The organism is Pseudomonas sp. GL-B-19, from assembly GCF_019956415.1.
Classification (GTDB): domain Bacteria; phylum Pseudomonadota; class Gammaproteobacteria; order Pseudomonadales; family Pseudomonadaceae; genus Aquipseudomonas.
On the sequence record NZ_JAHBDK010000015.1, the window covers coordinates 1 to 16,720 of the forward strand.

General features: G+C 57.4%; 16 protein-coding genes. 7 read left to right on the top strand and 9 right to left on the bottom strand.

The genetic code is table 11. The features are described 5' to 3' along the window. From KGB06_RS03625 to rpsB, 9 genes are all read right to left on the bottom strand, one after another. Positions 1-235 (bottom strand): hypothetical protein (locus tag KGB06_RS03625; protein WP_223511914.1); only part of this gene is annotated, 235 nt, incomplete at its 3' end. 75 nt (positions 236-310) lie between these two features. Next, the gene (rseP, locus tag KGB06_RS03630) at positions 311-1,663 is read right to left on the bottom strand and encodes a sigma E protease regulator RseP (RefSeq protein WP_223511915.1); all 1,353 of its coding nucleotides are present in this window, start codon (positions 1,661-1,663) and stop codon (positions 311-313) included. Between the two features lie 53 nt (positions 1,664-1,716). Next, entirely contained in the window at positions 1,717-2,907 is a 1,191-nt protein-coding gene (gene ispC, locus KGB06_RS03635) for a 1-deoxy-D-xylulose-5-phosphate reductoisomerase (RefSeq protein WP_223511916.1), read from the bottom strand. Next, a complete protein-coding gene (locus tag KGB06_RS03640) occupies positions 2,904-3,710 on the bottom strand; it encodes a phosphatidate cytidylyltransferase (RefSeq protein WP_223511917.1) in 807 nt (268 codons plus the stop codon). The genes ispC and KGB06_RS03640 overlap by 4 nt, the downstream gene beginning before the upstream one ends. Beyond that, positions 3,710-4,465 (bottom strand): polyprenyl diphosphate synthase, encoded by a 756-nt coding sequence (uppS, locus tag KGB06_RS03645; protein ID WP_223511919.1) that lies wholly within the window; start codon positions 4,463-4,465, stop codon positions 3,710-3,712. The genes KGB06_RS03640 and uppS overlap by 1 nt, the downstream gene beginning before the upstream one ends. A 13-nt stretch (positions 4,466-4,478) precedes the next feature. Then, positions 4,479-5,036, bottom strand: coding sequence for a ribosome recycling factor (gene frr, locus KGB06_RS03650; RefSeq protein ID WP_033056300.1), 558 nt, complete (start codon positions 5,034-5,036; stop codon positions 4,479-4,481). Next, positions 5,033-5,776, bottom strand: a complete 744-nt coding sequence (gene pyrH / locus KGB06_RS03655; RefSeq protein WP_003172271.1) for a UMP kinase — start codon at positions 5,774-5,776, stop codon at positions 5,033-5,035. The genes frr and pyrH overlap by 4 nt, the downstream gene beginning before the upstream one ends. Positions 5,777-5,987: 211 nt before the next feature. Next, the gene (tsf, locus tag KGB06_RS03660; RefSeq protein ID WP_007949329.1) at positions 5,988-6,851 is read right to left on the bottom strand and encodes a translation elongation factor Ts; all 864 of its coding nucleotides are present in this window, start codon (positions 6,849-6,851) and stop codon (positions 5,988-5,990) included. A gap of 191 nt (positions 6,852-7,042) precedes the next feature. Further along, positions 7,043-7,780 carry a 30S ribosomal protein S2 gene (gene rpsB / locus KGB06_RS03665; protein ID WP_003219330.1) on the bottom strand — a complete coding sequence of 246 codons (738 nt, stop codon included), beginning with the start codon at positions 7,778-7,780 and terminating at the stop codon, positions 7,043-7,045. A 372-nt stretch (positions 7,781-8,152) separates the two neighbouring features. Between rpsB and map the strand changes: the two genes are divergently transcribed. The 7 genes from map (at position 8,153) to dapD (ending at position 16,614) form a co-directional block, all read left to right on the top strand. Then, positions 8,153-8,935: a type I methionyl aminopeptidase gene (gene map, locus KGB06_RS03670; protein WP_223511921.1), complete on the top strand. Its 783-nt coding sequence runs from the start codon at positions 8,153-8,155 to the stop codon at positions 8,933-8,935. A 49-nt stretch (positions 8,936-8,984) separates the two neighbouring features. Further along, a complete protein-coding gene (locus KGB06_RS03675; RefSeq protein ID WP_223511923.1) occupies positions 8,985-11,687 on the top strand; it encodes a [protein-PII] uridylyltransferase in 2,703 nt (900 codons plus the stop codon). Between the two features lie 152 nt (positions 11,688-11,839). After that, positions 11,840-13,039, top strand: coding sequence for a succinyldiaminopimelate transaminase (gene dapC, locus KGB06_RS03680; RefSeq protein ID WP_223511925.1), 1,200 nt, complete (start codon positions 11,840-11,842; stop codon positions 13,037-13,039). Between the two features lie 162 nt (positions 13,040-13,201). After that, positions 13,202-13,987, top strand: a complete 786-nt coding sequence (locus KGB06_RS03685; protein ID WP_223511927.1) for a M12 family metallopeptidase — start codon at positions 13,202-13,204, stop codon at positions 13,985-13,987. A 2-nt stretch (positions 13,988-13,989) separates the two neighbouring features. Further along, entirely contained in the window at positions 13,990-14,736 is a 747-nt protein-coding gene (locus tag KGB06_RS03690) for a hypothetical protein (protein ID WP_223511928.1), read from the top strand. A 446-nt stretch (positions 14,737-15,182) separates the two neighbouring features. After that, positions 15,183-15,545, top strand: a complete 363-nt coding sequence (locus tag KGB06_RS03695; RefSeq protein ID WP_223511930.1) for an ArsC family reductase — start codon at positions 15,183-15,185, stop codon at positions 15,543-15,545. A 34-nt stretch (positions 15,546-15,579) separates the two neighbouring features. Then, complete coding sequence (gene dapD / locus KGB06_RS03700) at positions 15,580-16,614, top strand: 2,3,4,5-tetrahydropyridine-2,6-dicarboxylate N-succinyltransferase (protein ID WP_223511932.1); 1,035 nt, start codon at positions 15,580-15,582, stop codon at positions 16,612-16,614. Positions 16,615-16,720 lie beyond the last annotated feature (106 nt).

The window sequence follows — 16,720 nt, forward strand, 5'->3', positions numbered from 1 at the left end:
CGCGGCCCAGCTGGATATCTTGAAAGAACCCGGTTTTGAACAACGCACGAGTGGATTCCACCAGGCGACGATCATCCGCCTGTTCACCGACGTTCAACGGCAAAGCACCAAAGACGCTACCCGCGGAGACCCGCTGGAGGCCATTGACGCGAATATCAGAGATAGTGAAGGACTCGGCGTGAACTTCGGCGATCATCAATACGGTGAGAACCGCAGTTAGCAGCAGACGTTTCATGAAGTCCTTTCTTATTCCAACTGGCAATAAACAAACTGCCGCAAAATGCGGCAGATTCGCAATTCAGCGAAGTTGTTACAGACGGCCCAAATCATTGACCAGAGCGAGCAACATCACCCCGACCACCAAACTGATACCGATCTGTATCCCCCAACCCTGCACCCGATCTGACAAGGGACGACCACGCGCCCACTCAATCAGATAAAACAACAGATGCCCCCCATCCAGTACAGGAATGGGCAACAAATTCAGAACCCCCAGGCTAATACTCAGATATGCAAGGAAATTCAGGAAGTCAGCAACGCCCGACTGGGCAGAAGCGCCCGCCACTTTAGCAATGGTTATCGGTCCACTCAAGTTTTTTACCGAGAGCTCGCCGAACAACATTTTCTTGAGTGAATCGAGGGTCAGTACGCTCATGGTCCAGGTGCGGCGTGCACCCTCTCCAATTGCCGCCACCGGGCCGTAACTGACTTCGCGAATCATCTCTGGCGGCCAATCGACCGCTTTCACTCCGGCCCCCATATAACCGGTAGGCGCCTTGCTCTCGCCGCGAGCGGCCAACGTAACAGGGACGTCGATTTGAGCACCATCACGCTCAACGCGCAGCATGATTTTGGTATCCGGATGCATACGAACGGTGTCGACCACTTGCTGCCAGTCATCCAGCGCCTTGCCATCAAGAGCAAGCAACCGGTCACCGGTCTTCAGACCCGCGGCGTGCGCTGGCCCTTTCGGATCAATCTCGGCCAACACGGGAGGCAGCGCCGGACGCCAGGGACGAATACCCAACGAACGAATCGGATCCGGCTCATCAGCACTCTTGAGCCATTTATCCAGCGCCAGCTCGCGAGGAGAGTCCGTCGTGGAGCCCTGCTCACGCACCAATAATTGAAGTGAACCACTCTCACCAAGACGACGAATCAGCTGCAGATTCACCGCCGCCCAGCCGGAAGTTGGCTCGCCATCAATGGCAATGATTTCCTGACCAGCGCTCAAACCGGCCCTGGCGGCAATACTGCCGGACTCGACTGCGCCGATGACTGGCCGCACCTGCTCGCTGCCGAGCATCGCCAACACCCAGAAAAACACCATTGCCAAGAGGAAATTGGCGATCGGACCTGCAGCCACGATGGCGATACGCTGACGGACAGATTTGCGATTGAAGGAATGCTCGAGCTGATCGGCCGGCACTTCGCCTTCCCGCTCATCGAGCATCTTCACGTAGCCGCCCAATGGAATGGCAGCCACGACGAACTCAGTACCTTTCTTGTCGTGCCAGCGTAGCAGCGGCATGCCGAAGCCTACGGAGAAACGCAGCACTTTGACCCCACAGCGACGTGCGACCCAGAAATGGCCGAATTCGTGGAAGGTAACCAGCACACCCAAAGCCACCAGGGTGCCGACAATCATATAGAGCGCGCTCATCTACTTTCTCCGCAATCCTATTCAGTGCCGCATGGGCCAACGTATTGCAGCACTTATCGCCCGTGACGACTCAACCATTGCCCGGCCAGAACTCGCGCCTTCGCGTCGGCCGTGAACACCGCCTCGAGATCTTCCACCACAACGACAGGCTCGAGGTTCAGCACTTCCTCGATAATACTCGCGATTTCCGGGTAGCGAACCCGCCCGTCGAGAAACGCCGCGACAGCCACTTCATTCGCAGCATTAAGCATCGCCGGTGCGCTGTTGCCAGCCTCCGCAGCCTGACGCGCAAGGCGCAGACAAGGGAAACGCTCTTCATCGGGGGCCTGGAAATCCAGACGCGCAATGGCAAACAGGTCCAGCGGCGCCACGCCCGAGTCGATACGCTCCGGCCAGGCCAGGGCGTTTGCGATCGGCGTGCGCATATCCGGATTGCCCAACTGGGCCAGCACCGAACCATCGATGTAGTCGACCAGAGAATGAATCACGCTCTGAGGGTGAATCACGACTTCGACTTGGGACGGCCTGGCGTCGAACAGCCAGCAGGCCTCGATCAACTCGAGCCCCTTGTTCATCATGCTGGCGGAATCGACCGAAATTTTGCGCCCCATTGACCAGTTCGGGTGGGCACACGCCTGGTCAGGCGTAACATGCGCCAGTTCGGCCATTGGTGTCTGTCGGAACGGACCACCAGAGGCGGTAAGAAGAATCCGACGCACGCCGACCGCGCCAAGCCCACGGGCGAAATCCTGTGGCATGCACTGGAAAATCGCGTTGTGCTCACTGTCGATCGGTAGCAGTACCGAACCGCTTTTGCGCACAGCCTGCATGAACAGCGCCCCGGACATCACCAGCGCTTCCTTGTTAGCCAGCAGTATTTTCTTGCCGGCCTCGACTGCCGCCAGGGTCGGACGCAAACCCGCCGCGCCAACGATCGCCGCCATGACTGCATCGACCTCAGGATCAGAAGCAACCTGACACAGTCCATCCTCCCCTACGAGCACACGAGTCGACAGGCCAGCCGCGCGCAAATCGTCCTGTAGGGTTCGGGCGGCGCTCGCTTGCGGCACAACAGCAAACCGTGGCGTATGACGCACGCACAAGGCCAACAACTCGCTCAGGCGAGTGAACCCGCTCAAGGCGAAAACCTGGTAACGCGTCGGATGACGAGCAATCACGTCGAGGGTGCTCAGACCAATCGAACCGGTCGCCCCCAAGACAGTAATCTGTTGTGGGCGGCTCACGATGCGGCCATCCACAACAGCACAGCGAATACTGGAATCGCAGCCGTCAGGCTGTCGATTCGATCCAGGACACCACCATGCCCCGGCAGCAGGTTGCTGCTGTCCTTGATGCCCGATTGACGCTTGAACATGCTCTCGGTGAGGTCGCCCACCACCGAGATGAAGACGATTACTGCCGCACCGATCAACCCCATCAGCATCTGGGCGAAACTCCAGTCGCGCACTAAACCGACAATCGCCGTGATCAGCAGACTCAGCAGCAAACCGCCGTACACGCCTTCCCAGCTCTTGCCTGGGCTGACCTGCGGCGCCAGCTTGCGCTTGCCGAAGGCCCGGCCGGAAAAGTACGCACCGATATCGGCACCCCAGACCAACACCATCACCGCCATGATCAACCAGTTCCCCAAGGGCGCCTGCTTGATCTGGACCAAGCCTTGCCAGGCCGGCAACAGGATCAGTAAACCGATCACCAGTTTGCTGGCGGCGCTGGCCCAGTGCTCGCTGGAGCGCGGGTACGTCAGCACCAGATAAGTTGCCACACCCCACCAGAGCACTGAAGCGCCCAGCACCCAAGGCGCCAACCCCGGCAGGATGTACATGACAAACAGCATCAACGCGACGACAACGGCATAGGCAACGCGAATCGGCTGAGCAGTGAAGCCGGCCAGCCGCGCCCATTCCCAAGCGCCGAGCGTCACTACAAACCCGATGAACAGCGCAAAGCTGGAACCTTCAAGCAGGAAAAACCCGCACAAAGCGATCGGCAGCAGGATCAGTGCGGTGATGATTCGTTGTTTAAGCATTAAACCCGGGCTCCATTCTCGACCTGCTCGCTCGTTTTACCGAAGCGGCGCTGGCGAGAAGCGAAATCGGCCAGCGCGTTTCGCATGGCGTCGTGTTTGAAGTCCGGCCAGAACAGGTCGGAGAAATACAACTCGGCGTAAGCCAGCTGCCACAGCAGGAAGTTGCTGATGCGGTGCTCACCACCTGTACGGATGCACAAGTCCGGCAACGGCAGATCGCCGGTGGCCAGACAGGTTTGCAACAATTCAGGGGTGATGTCTTCCGGACGCAGATGCCCGGCCTGAACTTCCCGTGCCAGACGCTGAGCGGCCTGCGCGATGTCCCACTGACCACCGTAATTGGCGGCGATCTGCAATACAAAGCGGTTGGCACCGGCGGTCATCGCCTCAGCTTCACGCATGGCAGCCTGAAGCTCGGGATGAAAGCGCGAGCGATCACCGATGATCCGCAGACTGATGTTGTTGTCATTGAGGCGCTTGGCCTCGCGACGCAATGCCTTGAAGAACAAATCCATCAAGGCACTGACTTCATCTGCGGGACGCTGCCAGTTCTCACTGGAGAAGGCAAACAGGGTCAACACTTCGACCTTGGCCTCAGCGCACACCTCGATCACCGCACGAACTGCATCCACGCCCGCTTTATGCCCGGCGACACCCGGCATAAAGCGCTTCTTCGCCCAGCGATTATTACCATCCATGATGATCGCGACATGGCGCGGCACCGCGGACGGCACAGTCTGCTTGGTCTTTTCCATGAAAACGCGACCCTTATACGGCCATCAGGTCTTTTTCTTTCTGAGCCAGATTCGCGTCAATTTCTGCCACGAACTTTTTGGTCAAATCATCGATCTCGCCAGTGGCGCGACGTTCTTCGTCTTCACTGATTTCCTTTTCCTTGACCAGATCCTTGAGCTGGCTATTCGCATCACGACGGATGTTGCGCACCGCAACACGGGCGTCTTCAGCGACATCGCGAGCCTGCTTGGTGAAGCCCTTGCGGGTTTCCTCGGTCAGGGCCGGCATGGAGATCAGCAACAACTCACCCAGGTTGGTCGGGTTGAGGTTCAGACCAGCACTGCCGATGGCTTTGTCGACGGCACCCAGCATGTTGCGCTCAAAGGCGACGACTTGCAGGGTACGGGCGTCTTTGACGGTGATGTTCGCCACCTGCTTGATCGGAGTGTCGGAACCGTAATACGGCACCATCACGCCTTCAAGAATGCTTGGGTGCGCCTGTCCGGTACGAATACGGCCGAAGTTGTGCATCAGCGATTCGACGGATTTCTGCATACGCTCTTTAGCGTCTTTCTTGATTTCATTGATCATTGTTGGCCTTCCTCGATCAGGGTCCCTTCAGCGCCGCCATGCACGATATTCAGCAGGGCGCCGGGCTTGTTCATGTTAAAGACGCGCAGCGGCATCTTGTGGTCGCGGCACAGGCAAATGGCCGTCAGATCCATCACGCCCAGCTTGCGATCCAGCACTTCATCGTAAGTCAGATGATCGAACTTCTCGGCATGCGGGTCTTTGAACGGGTCAGCGGTGTAGACGCCATCGACCTTGGTCGCCTTGAGCACGACATCGGCATCGATTTCGATTGCACGCAAGCAGGCCGCCGAATCCGTGGTGAAGAACGGATTACCTGTACCGGCTGCGAAAATCACGACTTCCTTGGCGTTCAGGTGGCGCATGGCTTTGCGACGATCATAGTGATCGGTCACGCCCACCATGGAAATCGCCGACATCACGATGGCCGAGATATTGGCACGTTCCAGCGCATCACGCATGGCCAGCGCGTTCATCACAGTGGCCAGCATGCCCATGTGGTCGCCAGTCACCCGATCCATGCCGGCCGCGCTCAGCGCCGCACCGCGGAACAGGTTGCCACCACCGATCACCAGACCGACCTGAACACCGATACCGACCAGTTGGCCGACTTCCAGCGCCATGCGATCCAGAACTTTCGGATCGATCCCGAACTCTTCCGAGCCCATCAGGGCCTCGCCGCTAAGCTTGAGTAGAATGCGTTTATAGCGAGCCTGATAACCACTGCCCTGCTGAGCCATTGCGAATCTCTCCTGCGGCGTATTTTAAAAATTCTTTGCGAGCTGTTTACAGCTGCGCTCACTCTAGCTTGGCGCTGCTTCAACGCCATCGGAACATGGCTTTGTAAGCCAGTTCCAAAGGGAAACCAATTAAAAAATTGGCAGCCCATCTGAAAAGAGGCTGCGCGCGTAAGCGGGCAGCCTCTTCAGGGCGACAGTTTAAAAAACCGTCTTACGACTTGGCAGCAGCCAGCTGGGCAGCAACTTCTTCAGCGAAGTTGTCTACTGGCTTCTCGATGCCTTCGCCTACTTTGAAGTAGGTGAAAGAAACGATTTCAGCACCGGCTTTCTTGGCCAGTTCGCCAACCTTGATTTCAGGGTTCTTGACGAACGCCTGCTCAACCAGGCTCGCTTCGGCCAGGAACTTGCTGATACGGCCTTTGACCATATTTTCAACAATGTTTTCTGGCTTGCCTTTGATTTTTTCTTCGTTCAGCTGCAGGAACACAGCTTTTTCACGCTCGATCGCTTCGGCAGAAACTTCCGAAGGCAGCAGGAACTCTGGGTTGCTGGCCGCTACGTGCATAGCGATGTCTTTGGCCAGTTCAACGTTGCCGCCTTTCAGGACAACTGCAACACCGATCTTGTTGCCGTGCAGGTAACCACCAACAACATCACCCTCAACGCGTACCAGGCGACGGATGTTGACGTTCTCGCCAACCTTGCCAACCAGTACCAGGCGATCAGCCTCTTGAGCGGCGATCAGCGGAGCGACGTCAGTCAGTTTGTCGGCGAACGCTTTTTCAACGCTAGCAGCAACAAATGCCTTGAAGTCGTCCTGCAGGGCCAGGAAGTCAGTCTGCGAGTTTACTTCCAGCAGAACAGCAGATTTGCCGTCTTCTTTCAGAGCGATAGCGCCTTCAGCAGCCACGTTGCCTGCTTTCTTGGCAGCCTTGATTGCGCCGGAAGCACGCATATCATCAATGGCTTTTTCGATGTCGCCGTCAGCCTTTTCCAGGGCTTTCTTGCAATCCATCATGCCTTCGCCGGTACGCTCACGCAGTTCTTTAACCAACGCTGCAGTAATTGCTGCCATTTTCAAAATCCTCTTGGATAGGTTTTCAACCATTCCACCCGATCGAACGGGCGATCAATTCTTCCCGAACCACCGTTGTAAGCCGCTGCACGTTACAGCTCTGCAAGTGCGGGGCCGACAAACGGTTTTCGAGGTGGCAAAAAGGGGGCCAAGCCCCCTTTTTGCTTACTGAGTCAACGCCAAGGCGTCAGTTACTCAGCTGCTGCTACCGGAGCTTCTTCAACGAACTGCTCGGTGCCGCCAGCAACGTGGTTGCGACCGCGGATTACAGCGTCAGCCATCGAACCCATGTACAGTTGGATAGCGCGGATTGCGTCATCGTTGCCTGGGATGATGTAGTCAACGCCTTCCGGGCTGCTGTTGGTATCGACTACGCCGATAACCGGGATGCCCAGCTTGTTGGCTTCGGTGATCGCGATGCGCTCGTGATCAACGTCGATAACGAACAGAGCGTCTGGCAGACCGCCCATGTCCTTGATACCACCCAGGGAACGGTCCAGCTTTTCCAGGTCGCGAGTGCGCATCAGCGCCTCTTTCTTGGTCAGCTTGGCGAACGTACCGTCTTCGGCTTGCACTTCAAGGTCACGCAGACGCTTGATGGAAGCACGGATGGTTTTGAAGTTGGTCAGCATGCCGCCCAACCAGCGGTGGTCGACGTACGGCGAACCGCAACGTGCTGCTTCTTCAGCAACGATCTTGCCAGCGGAACGCTTGGTGCCGACGAACAGAATCTTGTTTTTGCCCTGGGCCAGACGCTCTACGAAAGTCAGAGCTTCGTTGAACATTGGCAGGGTTTTTTCAAGGTTGATGATGTGGATCTTGTTACGCGCGCCGAAAATGTATTTACCCATTTTCGGGTTCCAGTAACGGGTTTGGTGACCGAAGTGCACACCGGCCTTCAGCATATCGCGCATGTTGACTTGGGACATGATAGTTCCTTAATAAGTCGGGTTTGGCCTCCACGTATCCCAATGACCAACCAGCAGCATCAGCTGAAGGCACCCAGGTCATCGTGTCGACACGTGTGTGGATTTAAGCCTTTCGGGGTATCCCCGGAAAGCGGCGCATTTTATACCACAAGGCTGCAAAAAACGGAACCGGGATTCTCAAAACCTGACACACGTCTTTAATCGCCCCTTGGAATCGCTCAAGAATGCGCCAATCTATAGAGAGATGCGACGCACAGAGGCTCAGATTTGCGCTGATCGTCTGATAGAATCAGGTTTTTCAGGGCCGCGAAGATCAATCGCACACCGCCCATTTCGTTTTCACAAGCGCCGTCGAGCGCAAAGAGAGCCTGTATGACCGTCACCCTCAAAACCCCAGAGGACATCGCAAAAATGCGCATCGCCGGCAAACTGGCCGCCGATGTGCTGGAAATGATTGCCGAACATGTCAAACCGGGCGTCACCACCGATGAACTGAATCAGATCTGCCACGACTACATCGTCAACGAGCAGAAAGCCATTCCTGCCCCGCTCAACTACAAGGGTTACCCGAAGTCGATCTGCACCTCGATCAACCACGTGGTCTGCCACGGTATTCCGAACGAGAAGCCGTTGAAGGATGGCGACACGCTGAACATCGACGTCACCGTCATCAAGGACGGCTACCACGGTGACACCAGCCGCATGTTCCACGTCGGCACCGTGCCGGTCTGGGCCGAGCGCCTGTCGCAAGTGACCCAGGAATGCATGTACAAAGCGATTGAAATCGTCAAACCCGGCTGCCGCCTCGGCGACATCGGCGAAATCATCCAGAAGCACGCGGAAAAGAACGGCTTCTCGGTGGTTCGCGAGTTCTGCGGTCACGGCATCGGCAAGGTGTTCCACGAAGAGCCGCAGATCCTGCATTACGGCCGCGCCGGCACTGGCATGGAACTGAAAGCGGGCATGACCTTCACCATCGAGCCGATGATCAACCAGGGCAAGGCCGACACCAAGGTGCTGGGCGATGGCTGGACCGCGATCACCAAGGACCGCAAGCTGTCGGCCCAGTGGGAGCACACCCTGCTGGTCACCGAAACCGGTTACGAGATCTTCACCTTGCGTAGCGATGACACCATCGCCCGCGTTTCGGCTTGATCCGACCCGTGCAGCTCTCAGCCTTATAGATAGACAGGAAAGCCAATCGATGCCGCAGGTGGATCCCGAACTCTTCGATCGCGGCCAGTTCCAGGCTGAACTGGCCCTGAAGGCAAGCCCGATCGCGGCCTTCAAGAAGGCGATCCGCCAAGCCCGCGAGGTGCTCGACGGGCGCTTTCGCAGCGGCCGCGAAATTCGCCGGTTGATCGAGGATCGCGCCTGGTTCGTCGATAACATCCTGCAAAAGGCCTGGGAGCAGTTCAATTGGAGTGCAGACGCCGGCATCGCGCTGGTCGCGGTCGGCGGCTACGGTCGCGGTGAGTTGCACCCGTATTCCGACATCGATTTGCTGATTCTCCTGGACAGCGCCGACCACGAAGTTTTCCGCGATTCCATCGAGCGTTTTCTGACGTTGCTGTGGGACATCGGCCTGGAGGTGGGTCAGAGCGTTCGCTCGGTGGACGAATGCGCCGTTGAGGCCCGCGCCGACCTGACGGTTGTTACCAACCTGATGGAAAGCCGCACCATCTGCGGCCCTGAACGCCTGCGCCAGCGCATGCTGGACGTTACCAGCACCGCGCACATGTGGCCGAGCAAGGACTTCTTCCTGGCCAAGCGCGCCGAGCAGAAGGCCCGTCACCACAAATACAACGACACGGAATACAACCTGGAACCCAACGTCAAAGGCTCGCCCGGTGGCCTGCGGGATATCCAGACGATTCTGTGGGTGGCCCGTCGCGAATACGGCACCCTGAACCTGCGCGCATTGGCTGGCGAAGGTTTTCTGGTCGAGAGCGAAAACGCGCTGCTGGCCTCATCCCAGGAGTTTCTGTGGAAGGTCCGTTACGCGCTGCACATGCTCGCCGGTCGTTCCGAGGATCGCTTGCTGTTCGATCACCAGCGTTCGATTGCCGGGCTGCTGGGTTTCGTTGGCGATGACGCCAAGCAAGCCATCGAAAACTTCATGCAGCAGTACTACCGGGTGGTCATGAGCATTGCGCAGCTCAGCGACCTGATCATCCAGCACTTCGAAGAAGTCATCCTCGCCCCGGATGATGAAGCGCCGCCACAGCCCATCAACTCGCGGTTCCAGTTGCACGACGGCTACATCGAGGCACGCAACGACAACGTATTCCGTCGCACGCCGTTCGCCATGCTCGAAATCTTCGTGCTGATGGCCCAGCAGCCGGAAATCAAAGGCGTGCGCGCCGATACCATCCGTCTGCTGCGCGAAAACCGTCACCTGATCGACGACGAATTCCGTAACGACATTCGTAATACCAGCCTGTTTATCGAGCTGTTCAAGTGCAAGATCGGCATCCACCGCAACCTGCGCCGGATGAACCGTTACGGCATTCTCGGGCGCTACTTGCCGGAGTTCGGTTTCATTGTCGGCCAAATGCAACACGACCTGTTCCACATCTATACGGTCGACGCGCACACCCTGAACCTGATCAAACACCTGCGTAAGTTGCAGTACACCCAAGTGTCGGAAAAATTCCCGCTGGCCAGCAAGCTCATGGGCAAACTGCCCAAGCCCGAGCTGATTTACCTGGCCGGCCTGTACCACGACATCGGCAAGGGCCGGCATGGTGACCACTCGGAAATCGGCGCGGTGGATGCCGAAGCTTTCTGCCAGCGTCATCAATTGCCGGTATGGGACAGCCGCCTGATCGTCTGGCTGGTGCAAAACCATCTGGTGATGTCGACCACCGCTCAGCGCAAGGACTTATCCGACCCGCAGGTGATCCACGATTTTGCACAGGCTGTCGGTGACGAAACCCGCCTCGATTATCTGTACGTACTGACTGTGGCCGACATCAACGCGACCAACCCGACTCTATGGAACTCGTGGCGCGCCAGCCTGTTGCGCCAGCTCTACACCGAGACCAAGCGCGCCCTGCGCCGTGGCCTGGAAAATCCGGTCGATCGTGAAATGCAAATTCGCCAGACCCAGAGCGCCGCCCTGGACATCCTGGTGCGCGGCGGTAACGATCCGGACGACGTCGAACAGCTGTGGTCGCAACTGGGCGATGACTATTTCCTGCGTCACACCGCCGGCGACGTGGCCTGGCACACCGACGCGATCCTGCAACAACCTGCCGACGGCGGGCCACTGGTGCTGATCAAGGAAACCACGCAGCGCGAATTCGAAGGCGGCACGCAGATCTTTATTTATGCGCCGGACCAGCACGATTTCTTCGCCGTGACCGTGGCCGCGATGGACCAGCTCAACCTGAACATTCACGACGCCCGGGTGATCACCTCCAGCAGCCAGTTCACCCTCGACACCTACATCGTGCTCGACACTGACGGCGACTCGATTGGCGACAACCCGGCGCGGGTCAAACAGATTCGCGACGGACTGACCGAAGCCCTGCGCAACCCGGCTGACTACCCGACCATCATCCAGCGCCGTGTGCCACGCCAGCTCAAGCATTTCGCCTTTGCGCCACAGGTGACGATCCACAACGACGCCCAGCGTCCGGTGACCGTGCTGGAACTCACGGCTCCCGACCGTCCGGGCCTGTTGGCGCGCATTGGCACGATTTTCCTGGAGTTCGACCTGTCGCTGCAAAACGCCAAGATCGCCACGCTGGGCGAGCGGGTGGAGGACGTGTTCTTCATTACCGACGCCAACAACCAGCAGCTGTCCGACCCGCTGCTGTGCAGCCGCTTGCAGGATGCAATCGTTGAGCAGCTGAGCGTCAGCCACGAGCCCGATATCAAACTGTCACGACTCAGTATCTGAATTAACCAACTTTCCCTGTGGGAAAGCGCTTATGCAGGAGCCGGGCTTGCCCGCGATAGCATCACCTCGGTGCACCTGACAAACCGAGGCGCCTGCATCGCGGGCAAGCCCGGCCCCTACAAAAGCCAGCTCCCACATTGAACGAGGCCCCCATGAACAACGCTCTGAACCAGCTCCAGCCTTACCCGTTCGAGAAGCTCCGCGCCCTGCTCGGCAGCGTCACGCCAAACCCGGACAAACGCCCTATCGCGCTGTCCATCGGCGAGCCAAAGCACCGCTCGCCGACCTTCGTCGCCGAAGCCCTGGCCAGCAATCTGGATCAGATGGCCGTGTACCCGACCACCCTCGGCATCCCGGCGCTGCGTGAAGCCATCGCCGCCTGGTGCGAACGCCGCTTCAGCGTCCCGAGCGGCTGGCTCGACCCGGCGCGCAACGTGCTGCCGGTCAACGGCACTCGCGAAGCGTTGTTCGCCTTTACCCAGACCGTGGTCAACCGTGGCGAAGACGCCTTGGTGGTCAGCCCGAACCCGTTTTATCAGATCTACGAAGGCGCGGCCTTTCTCGCCGGAGCCAAGCCGCACTACCTGCCATGCCTGGATGAAAACGGCTTCAACCCGGACTTCGACGCGGTTTCGCCGGACATCTGGAAGCGTTGCCAGATCCTGTTCCTGTGCTCGCCAGGCAATCCGACCGGCGCACTGATCCCGGTCGAGACCCTGAAGAAGTTGATCGCCCTGGCCGACGAATACAACTTTGTGATCGCCGCTGACGAGTGCTACAGCGAACTGTATTTCGACGAGCAAACCCCGCCGGCCGGCCTGCTCAGCGCCTGCGTGGAACTGGGCCGCAAGGATTTCAAGCGTTGCGTGGTGTTCCACAGCCTGTCCAAGCGCTCCAACCTGCCGGGCCTGCGCTCGGGTTTCGTGGCTGGCGACGCCGATATCCTCAAAGGCTTCCTGCTGTACCGCACCTACCACGGTTGCGCGATGCCGGTTCAGACCCAACTGGCCAGCGTTGCCGCGTGGAATGACGAAGTGCATGTACGCGCCAACCGCGTGCTGTATCGCGAGAAGTACGATGCCGTGCTGGAAATTCTCGGCCCGGTGATGGACGTACAGCGTCCGGATGGCGGTTTTTACTTGTGGCCCGATGTTGACGGCGATGATGAAGCGTTCTGCCGTGATCTGTTCGTTGAAGAACATGTGACGGTGGTGCCGGGTTCTTATCTGTCCCGTGAAGTTGACGGTTTTAATCCTGGCGCAGGTCGTGTGCGGATGGCGTTGGTAGCGCCGTTGGCCGAATGTGTCGAAGCGGCCGAGCGTATTCGCGCCTTTATAAAACGCCAAAAGTAATATCACAAACTTGCCCCCTTGCAATGAGGGGGCAAGCTCAACTAGCGAACACTCTGAAACAACCCACGCAAAATACCGCTTTGATAAACTAACTCGCCAGACTTAGTATCATCACACGTTAAAAACATCACACTAAAACAACCCAGAACAAGGAAGTTCGACATGTGCAAACTATCATCCTGCATAGCATTCAATCCTGTCAGCGAACAAGCATCATACGAAGCAGCCATTAAAGCAAACCCGGACAACGCACCTAAACATGCACCCGGAGAAATCGCTATTAGTACAATCGCCAACCACACAAAACTTTGGCCGAAACATCGCTGGTTAACAATAGCTTTCATCGATAACCCACCCGAGGCACTACAAGACGCCATCGAACAACTGATTTGGCAATGGGACCCACACGTCAGCCTGATTTTCGGATTATCCAAGGAAGCCAATGCGGACATCCGGATTTCGACAAACACGACACTGAACGGCTCCAGTATTGGCACCGACGCCCTGACCGTCGAGGCAGGCCAACCCACAATGTACATAGGTCTAAAACCTTCAGATCCTGACTTCAAGGTGACTGTTTTGCATGAGTTCGGTCATGCGCTGGGCCTGGAGCACGAACACCAGCACCCTCAAGCGAACATCCCGTGGAACAAACCAAAAGTCTATAAAGCTTATGCTACGCAATTCGGCTGGGATAAAGAACTGGTAGACGATCAGTTATTTACAACAAAAGGAACAGACAGTTCGCGAGTCGCTCCTTACGACAAAACTTCGATTATGCACTACCCCGTAGACAAGGAGTTTACAGATGGCATCTGGGAAGTAGGCACCTATTCGGAACTGAGTGAACAAGATATAAAATCCATCGGCGAATTCTATCCAAAAAAAATATTAACTGACTTCAGCCCACCTGATTCACCTTCAAACAAACCAAACACGGAGGTTTAATTATGAATGATTTACCCTATTGCTTCTCCGAACACTCGGTAGACCCGACTACCTCCTACGAGGTGGCAATTACTGAAAACCCAGCGAACCGCCAAAGCACTTCTTCCAGTCGCAAAAAAAGAGCAGTAGCCCGACACACCAAATTCTGGGCGCCAGGCCGTACATTGCGCATTGCTTTTTTGAACGGTGGTCAAGCGTTCAAGGATGGGGTCAAGGCTGCCGCAAGTAACTGGTTACCTCACATCAACCTCAAGTTCGACTTCGTCGAAGGTGAAGAAGGTGATATCCGTATCCGCACCGAGCCTTCAACCTATTGGTCCAATATCGGGACAGACGCGCTATTGACGGAAGATGGACCCACCATGGTGATCGGAGACTGGATGCTCCATATCCCACTTTTCAACCACTATGTCATGCACGAGTTCGGCCATGCACTGGGTGCCGAACATGAACACCTGCACCCCGAGATGACTATTCCGTGGAACAAGAAAGCTGTCTATGCAGCACATGGCGTACCCGAAGACGCTAGCGAAGACAATTTCCAACGGCGTGAAGTTGACCAACGCTACTTCAATCTCCTCGACGCGAGCGAGGTCAACTACTCACCCTACGATCCGCTTTCGATCATGCACTATCCCATCCTTCAGCAATGGACCGAAGGTGACTTCCAGATTTGGCACAATTTTAGCCTCAGCGAAAAGGATAAAGCCTTTATGTCCAAGGCTTATCCGTATCCCGAAAGCGAGTGAATCCAGCGTCCCCCCTAACACCTCTCGCGACACGTCATCGCCAATCGGGTGACGACGGCTGAGGCTATACAACTCAAGGCGTCGTGCCCGCGGCGCCTTGAGCCACAAACGTCGCACCAGAAGATCCATCTGAAATGCCAGCGCTTGGGCTTGCGCCGGCGACAGTACTGCCGCAACGGCGAAGGTAATCGGCAGCTTCGAAGTGCCATATTTGTCGCTTAGACTGCGCGAAGGCCCTTACGTCAATGTCGCACGCCGCTGCGGACCGCTCTGAAGCACCGCAACACCTGTGAGAGCCGAGCTTGCTCGCGATAGCGGACTGTCAGCCAGCAAAAATGTTGAATGCTAAAACGCTATCGCGAGCAAGCTCGGCTCCCACAGCTTTTGCGCTTCCATGGCATAATCCGTCACCATTTTTTTCCAGCACCTGCAAAGGGGGCAATTCCTTGACCGTTTCAAGCAAAACGTTGCACCTTTTCGGCATCAAAGCCTGCGACACCATGAAAAAGGCGCGCACCTGGCTCGATGAACACGCTGTCCGCTATGACTTTCATGATTACAAAGCGGTCGGAATTGACCGTGAACACCTGACCCAATGGTGCGACGAGCACGGCTGGCAAGTGGTGTTGAACCGTGCAGGCACGACCTTTCGCAAGCTCGACGACGAACGCAAAGCCGATCTCGACCAGCCGAAAGCCATCGAACTGATGCTCGCACAACCCTCGATGATCAAGCGCCCGGTGCTTGATCTCGGTGACCGAACCCTGATTGGCTTCAAGCCAGATATCTACGCGGCAGCGCTCAATTAAGCCAGCCCGTTCAATTTTGTTAGAGGTTATTTACATGTCCACTACCCTGTTTAGCCTGGCCTTTGGTGTTGGTACTCAAAACCGTCAAGGCGCATGGCTGGAAGTGTTTTACGCACAGCCACTGCTCAACCCGTCGGCCGAACTGGTCGCGGCCATTGCGCCGGTTCTGGGCTACACCGAAGGCAATCAGGCCATCGCGTTCAGCACCGCCCAGGCGTCGCAACTGGCTGAAGCACTGAAAGGCGTCGACGCTGCCCAGGCCGCGCTGCTGACCCGTCTGGCCGAGAGCCACAAGCCGCTGGTCGCGACCATTCTGGCCGAAGACGCTCAGCTGACTTCCACGCCTGAGGCTTACCTCAAGCTGCACCTGCTGTCCCACCGCCTGGTCAAGCCGCACGGCCTGAACCTGGCCGGCGTGTTCCCGTTGCTGCCGAACGTGGCCTGGACCAGCCAGGGCGCCATCGACCTGTCCGAACTGGCTGAGCATCAACTGGAAGCCCGTCTGCGTGGCGAGTTGCTGGAAGTGTTCTCGGTGGACAAGTTCCCGAAAATGACCGACTACGTGGTTCCGGCTGGCGTGCGTATCGCTGACGCGGCACGTATCCGTCTGGGCGCTTATGTGGGCGAAGGCACCACCGTGATGCACGAAGGTTTCGTCAACTTCAACGCTGGCACCGAAGGCCCGGGCATGATCGAAGGTCGTGTATCGGCAGGTGTTTTCGTCGGCAAGGGTTCGGACCTGGGCGGCGGTTGCTCGACCATGGGCACGCTGTCGGGTGGTGGCAACATCGTGATCAAGGTCGGCGAAGGCTGCCTGATCGGCGCGAACGCCGGTATCGGTATCCCGTTGGGCGACCGCAACACCGTTGAGTCGGGCCTGTACGTGACCGCTGGCACCAAAGTGGCGCTGCTGGACGAGCACAACAAGCTGGTCAAAGTCGTCAAGGCGCGTGAACTGGCCGGTCAACCTGACCTGTTGTTCCGCCGCAATTCGGAGACCGGAGCCGTGGAGTGTAAAACCCACAAATCGGCCATCGAACTGAACGAAGCGCTGCACGCTCACAACTAAGCAGAGCGTCGAACGATTACCTGTGTAGGAGCAGAGCTTGCTCGCGATGGGGCCCCTGAGGCCGCCAAAAGCTTCGCGAGCAAGCTTTGCTCCTACGGGTCAGGCG

What these genes read in the sequence shown, in the direction of transcription:
- map (WP_223511921.1), top strand. Translation starts at nt 8,153, where the DNA reads ATGACCGTCACCCTCAAAACCCCAGAGGACATCGCAAAAATGCGCATC.
- uppS (WP_223511919.1), bottom strand. Translation starts at nt 4,465, where the DNA reads ATGGAAAAGACCAAGCAGACTGTGCCGTCCGCGGTGCCGCGCCATGTC.
- rseP (WP_223511915.1), bottom strand. Translation starts at nt 1,663, where the DNA reads ATGAGCGCGCTCTATATGATTGTCGGCACCCTGGTGGCTTTGGGTGTG.
- pyrH (WP_003172271.1), bottom strand. Translation starts at nt 5,776, where the DNA reads ATGGCTCAGCAGGGCAGTGGTTATCAGGCTCGCTATAAACGCATTCTA.
- KGB06_RS03685 (WP_223511927.1), top strand. Translation starts at nt 13,202, where the DNA reads ATGTGCAAACTATCATCCTGCATAGCATTCAATCCTGTCAGCGAACAA.
- dapD (WP_223511932.1), top strand. Translation starts at nt 15,580, where the DNA reads ATGTCCACTACCCTGTTTAGCCTGGCCTTTGGTGTTGGTACTCAAAAC.
- KGB06_RS03690 (WP_223511928.1), top strand. Translation starts at nt 13,990, where the DNA reads ATGAATGATTTACCCTATTGCTTCTCCGAACACTCGGTAGACCCGACT.
- dapC (WP_223511925.1), top strand. Translation starts at nt 11,840, where the DNA reads ATGAACAACGCTCTGAACCAGCTCCAGCCTTACCCGTTCGAGAAGCTC.
- rpsB (WP_003219330.1), bottom strand. Translation starts at nt 7,780, where the DNA reads ATGTCCCAAGTCAACATGCGCGATATGCTGAAGGCCGGTGTGCACTTC.
- frr (WP_033056300.1), bottom strand. Translation starts at nt 5,036, where the DNA reads ATGATCAATGAAATCAAGAAAGACGCTAAAGAGCGTATGCAGAAATCC.
- tsf (WP_007949329.1), bottom strand. Translation starts at nt 6,851, where the DNA reads ATGGCAGCAATTACTGCAGCGTTGGTTAAAGAACTGCGTGAGCGTACC.
- KGB06_RS03675 (WP_223511923.1), top strand. Translation starts at nt 8,985, where the DNA reads ATGCCGCAGGTGGATCCCGAACTCTTCGATCGCGGCCAGTTCCAGGCT.
- KGB06_RS03640 (WP_223511917.1), bottom strand. Translation starts at nt 3,710, where the DNA reads ATGCTTAAACAACGAATCATCACCGCACTGATCCTGCTGCCGATCGCT.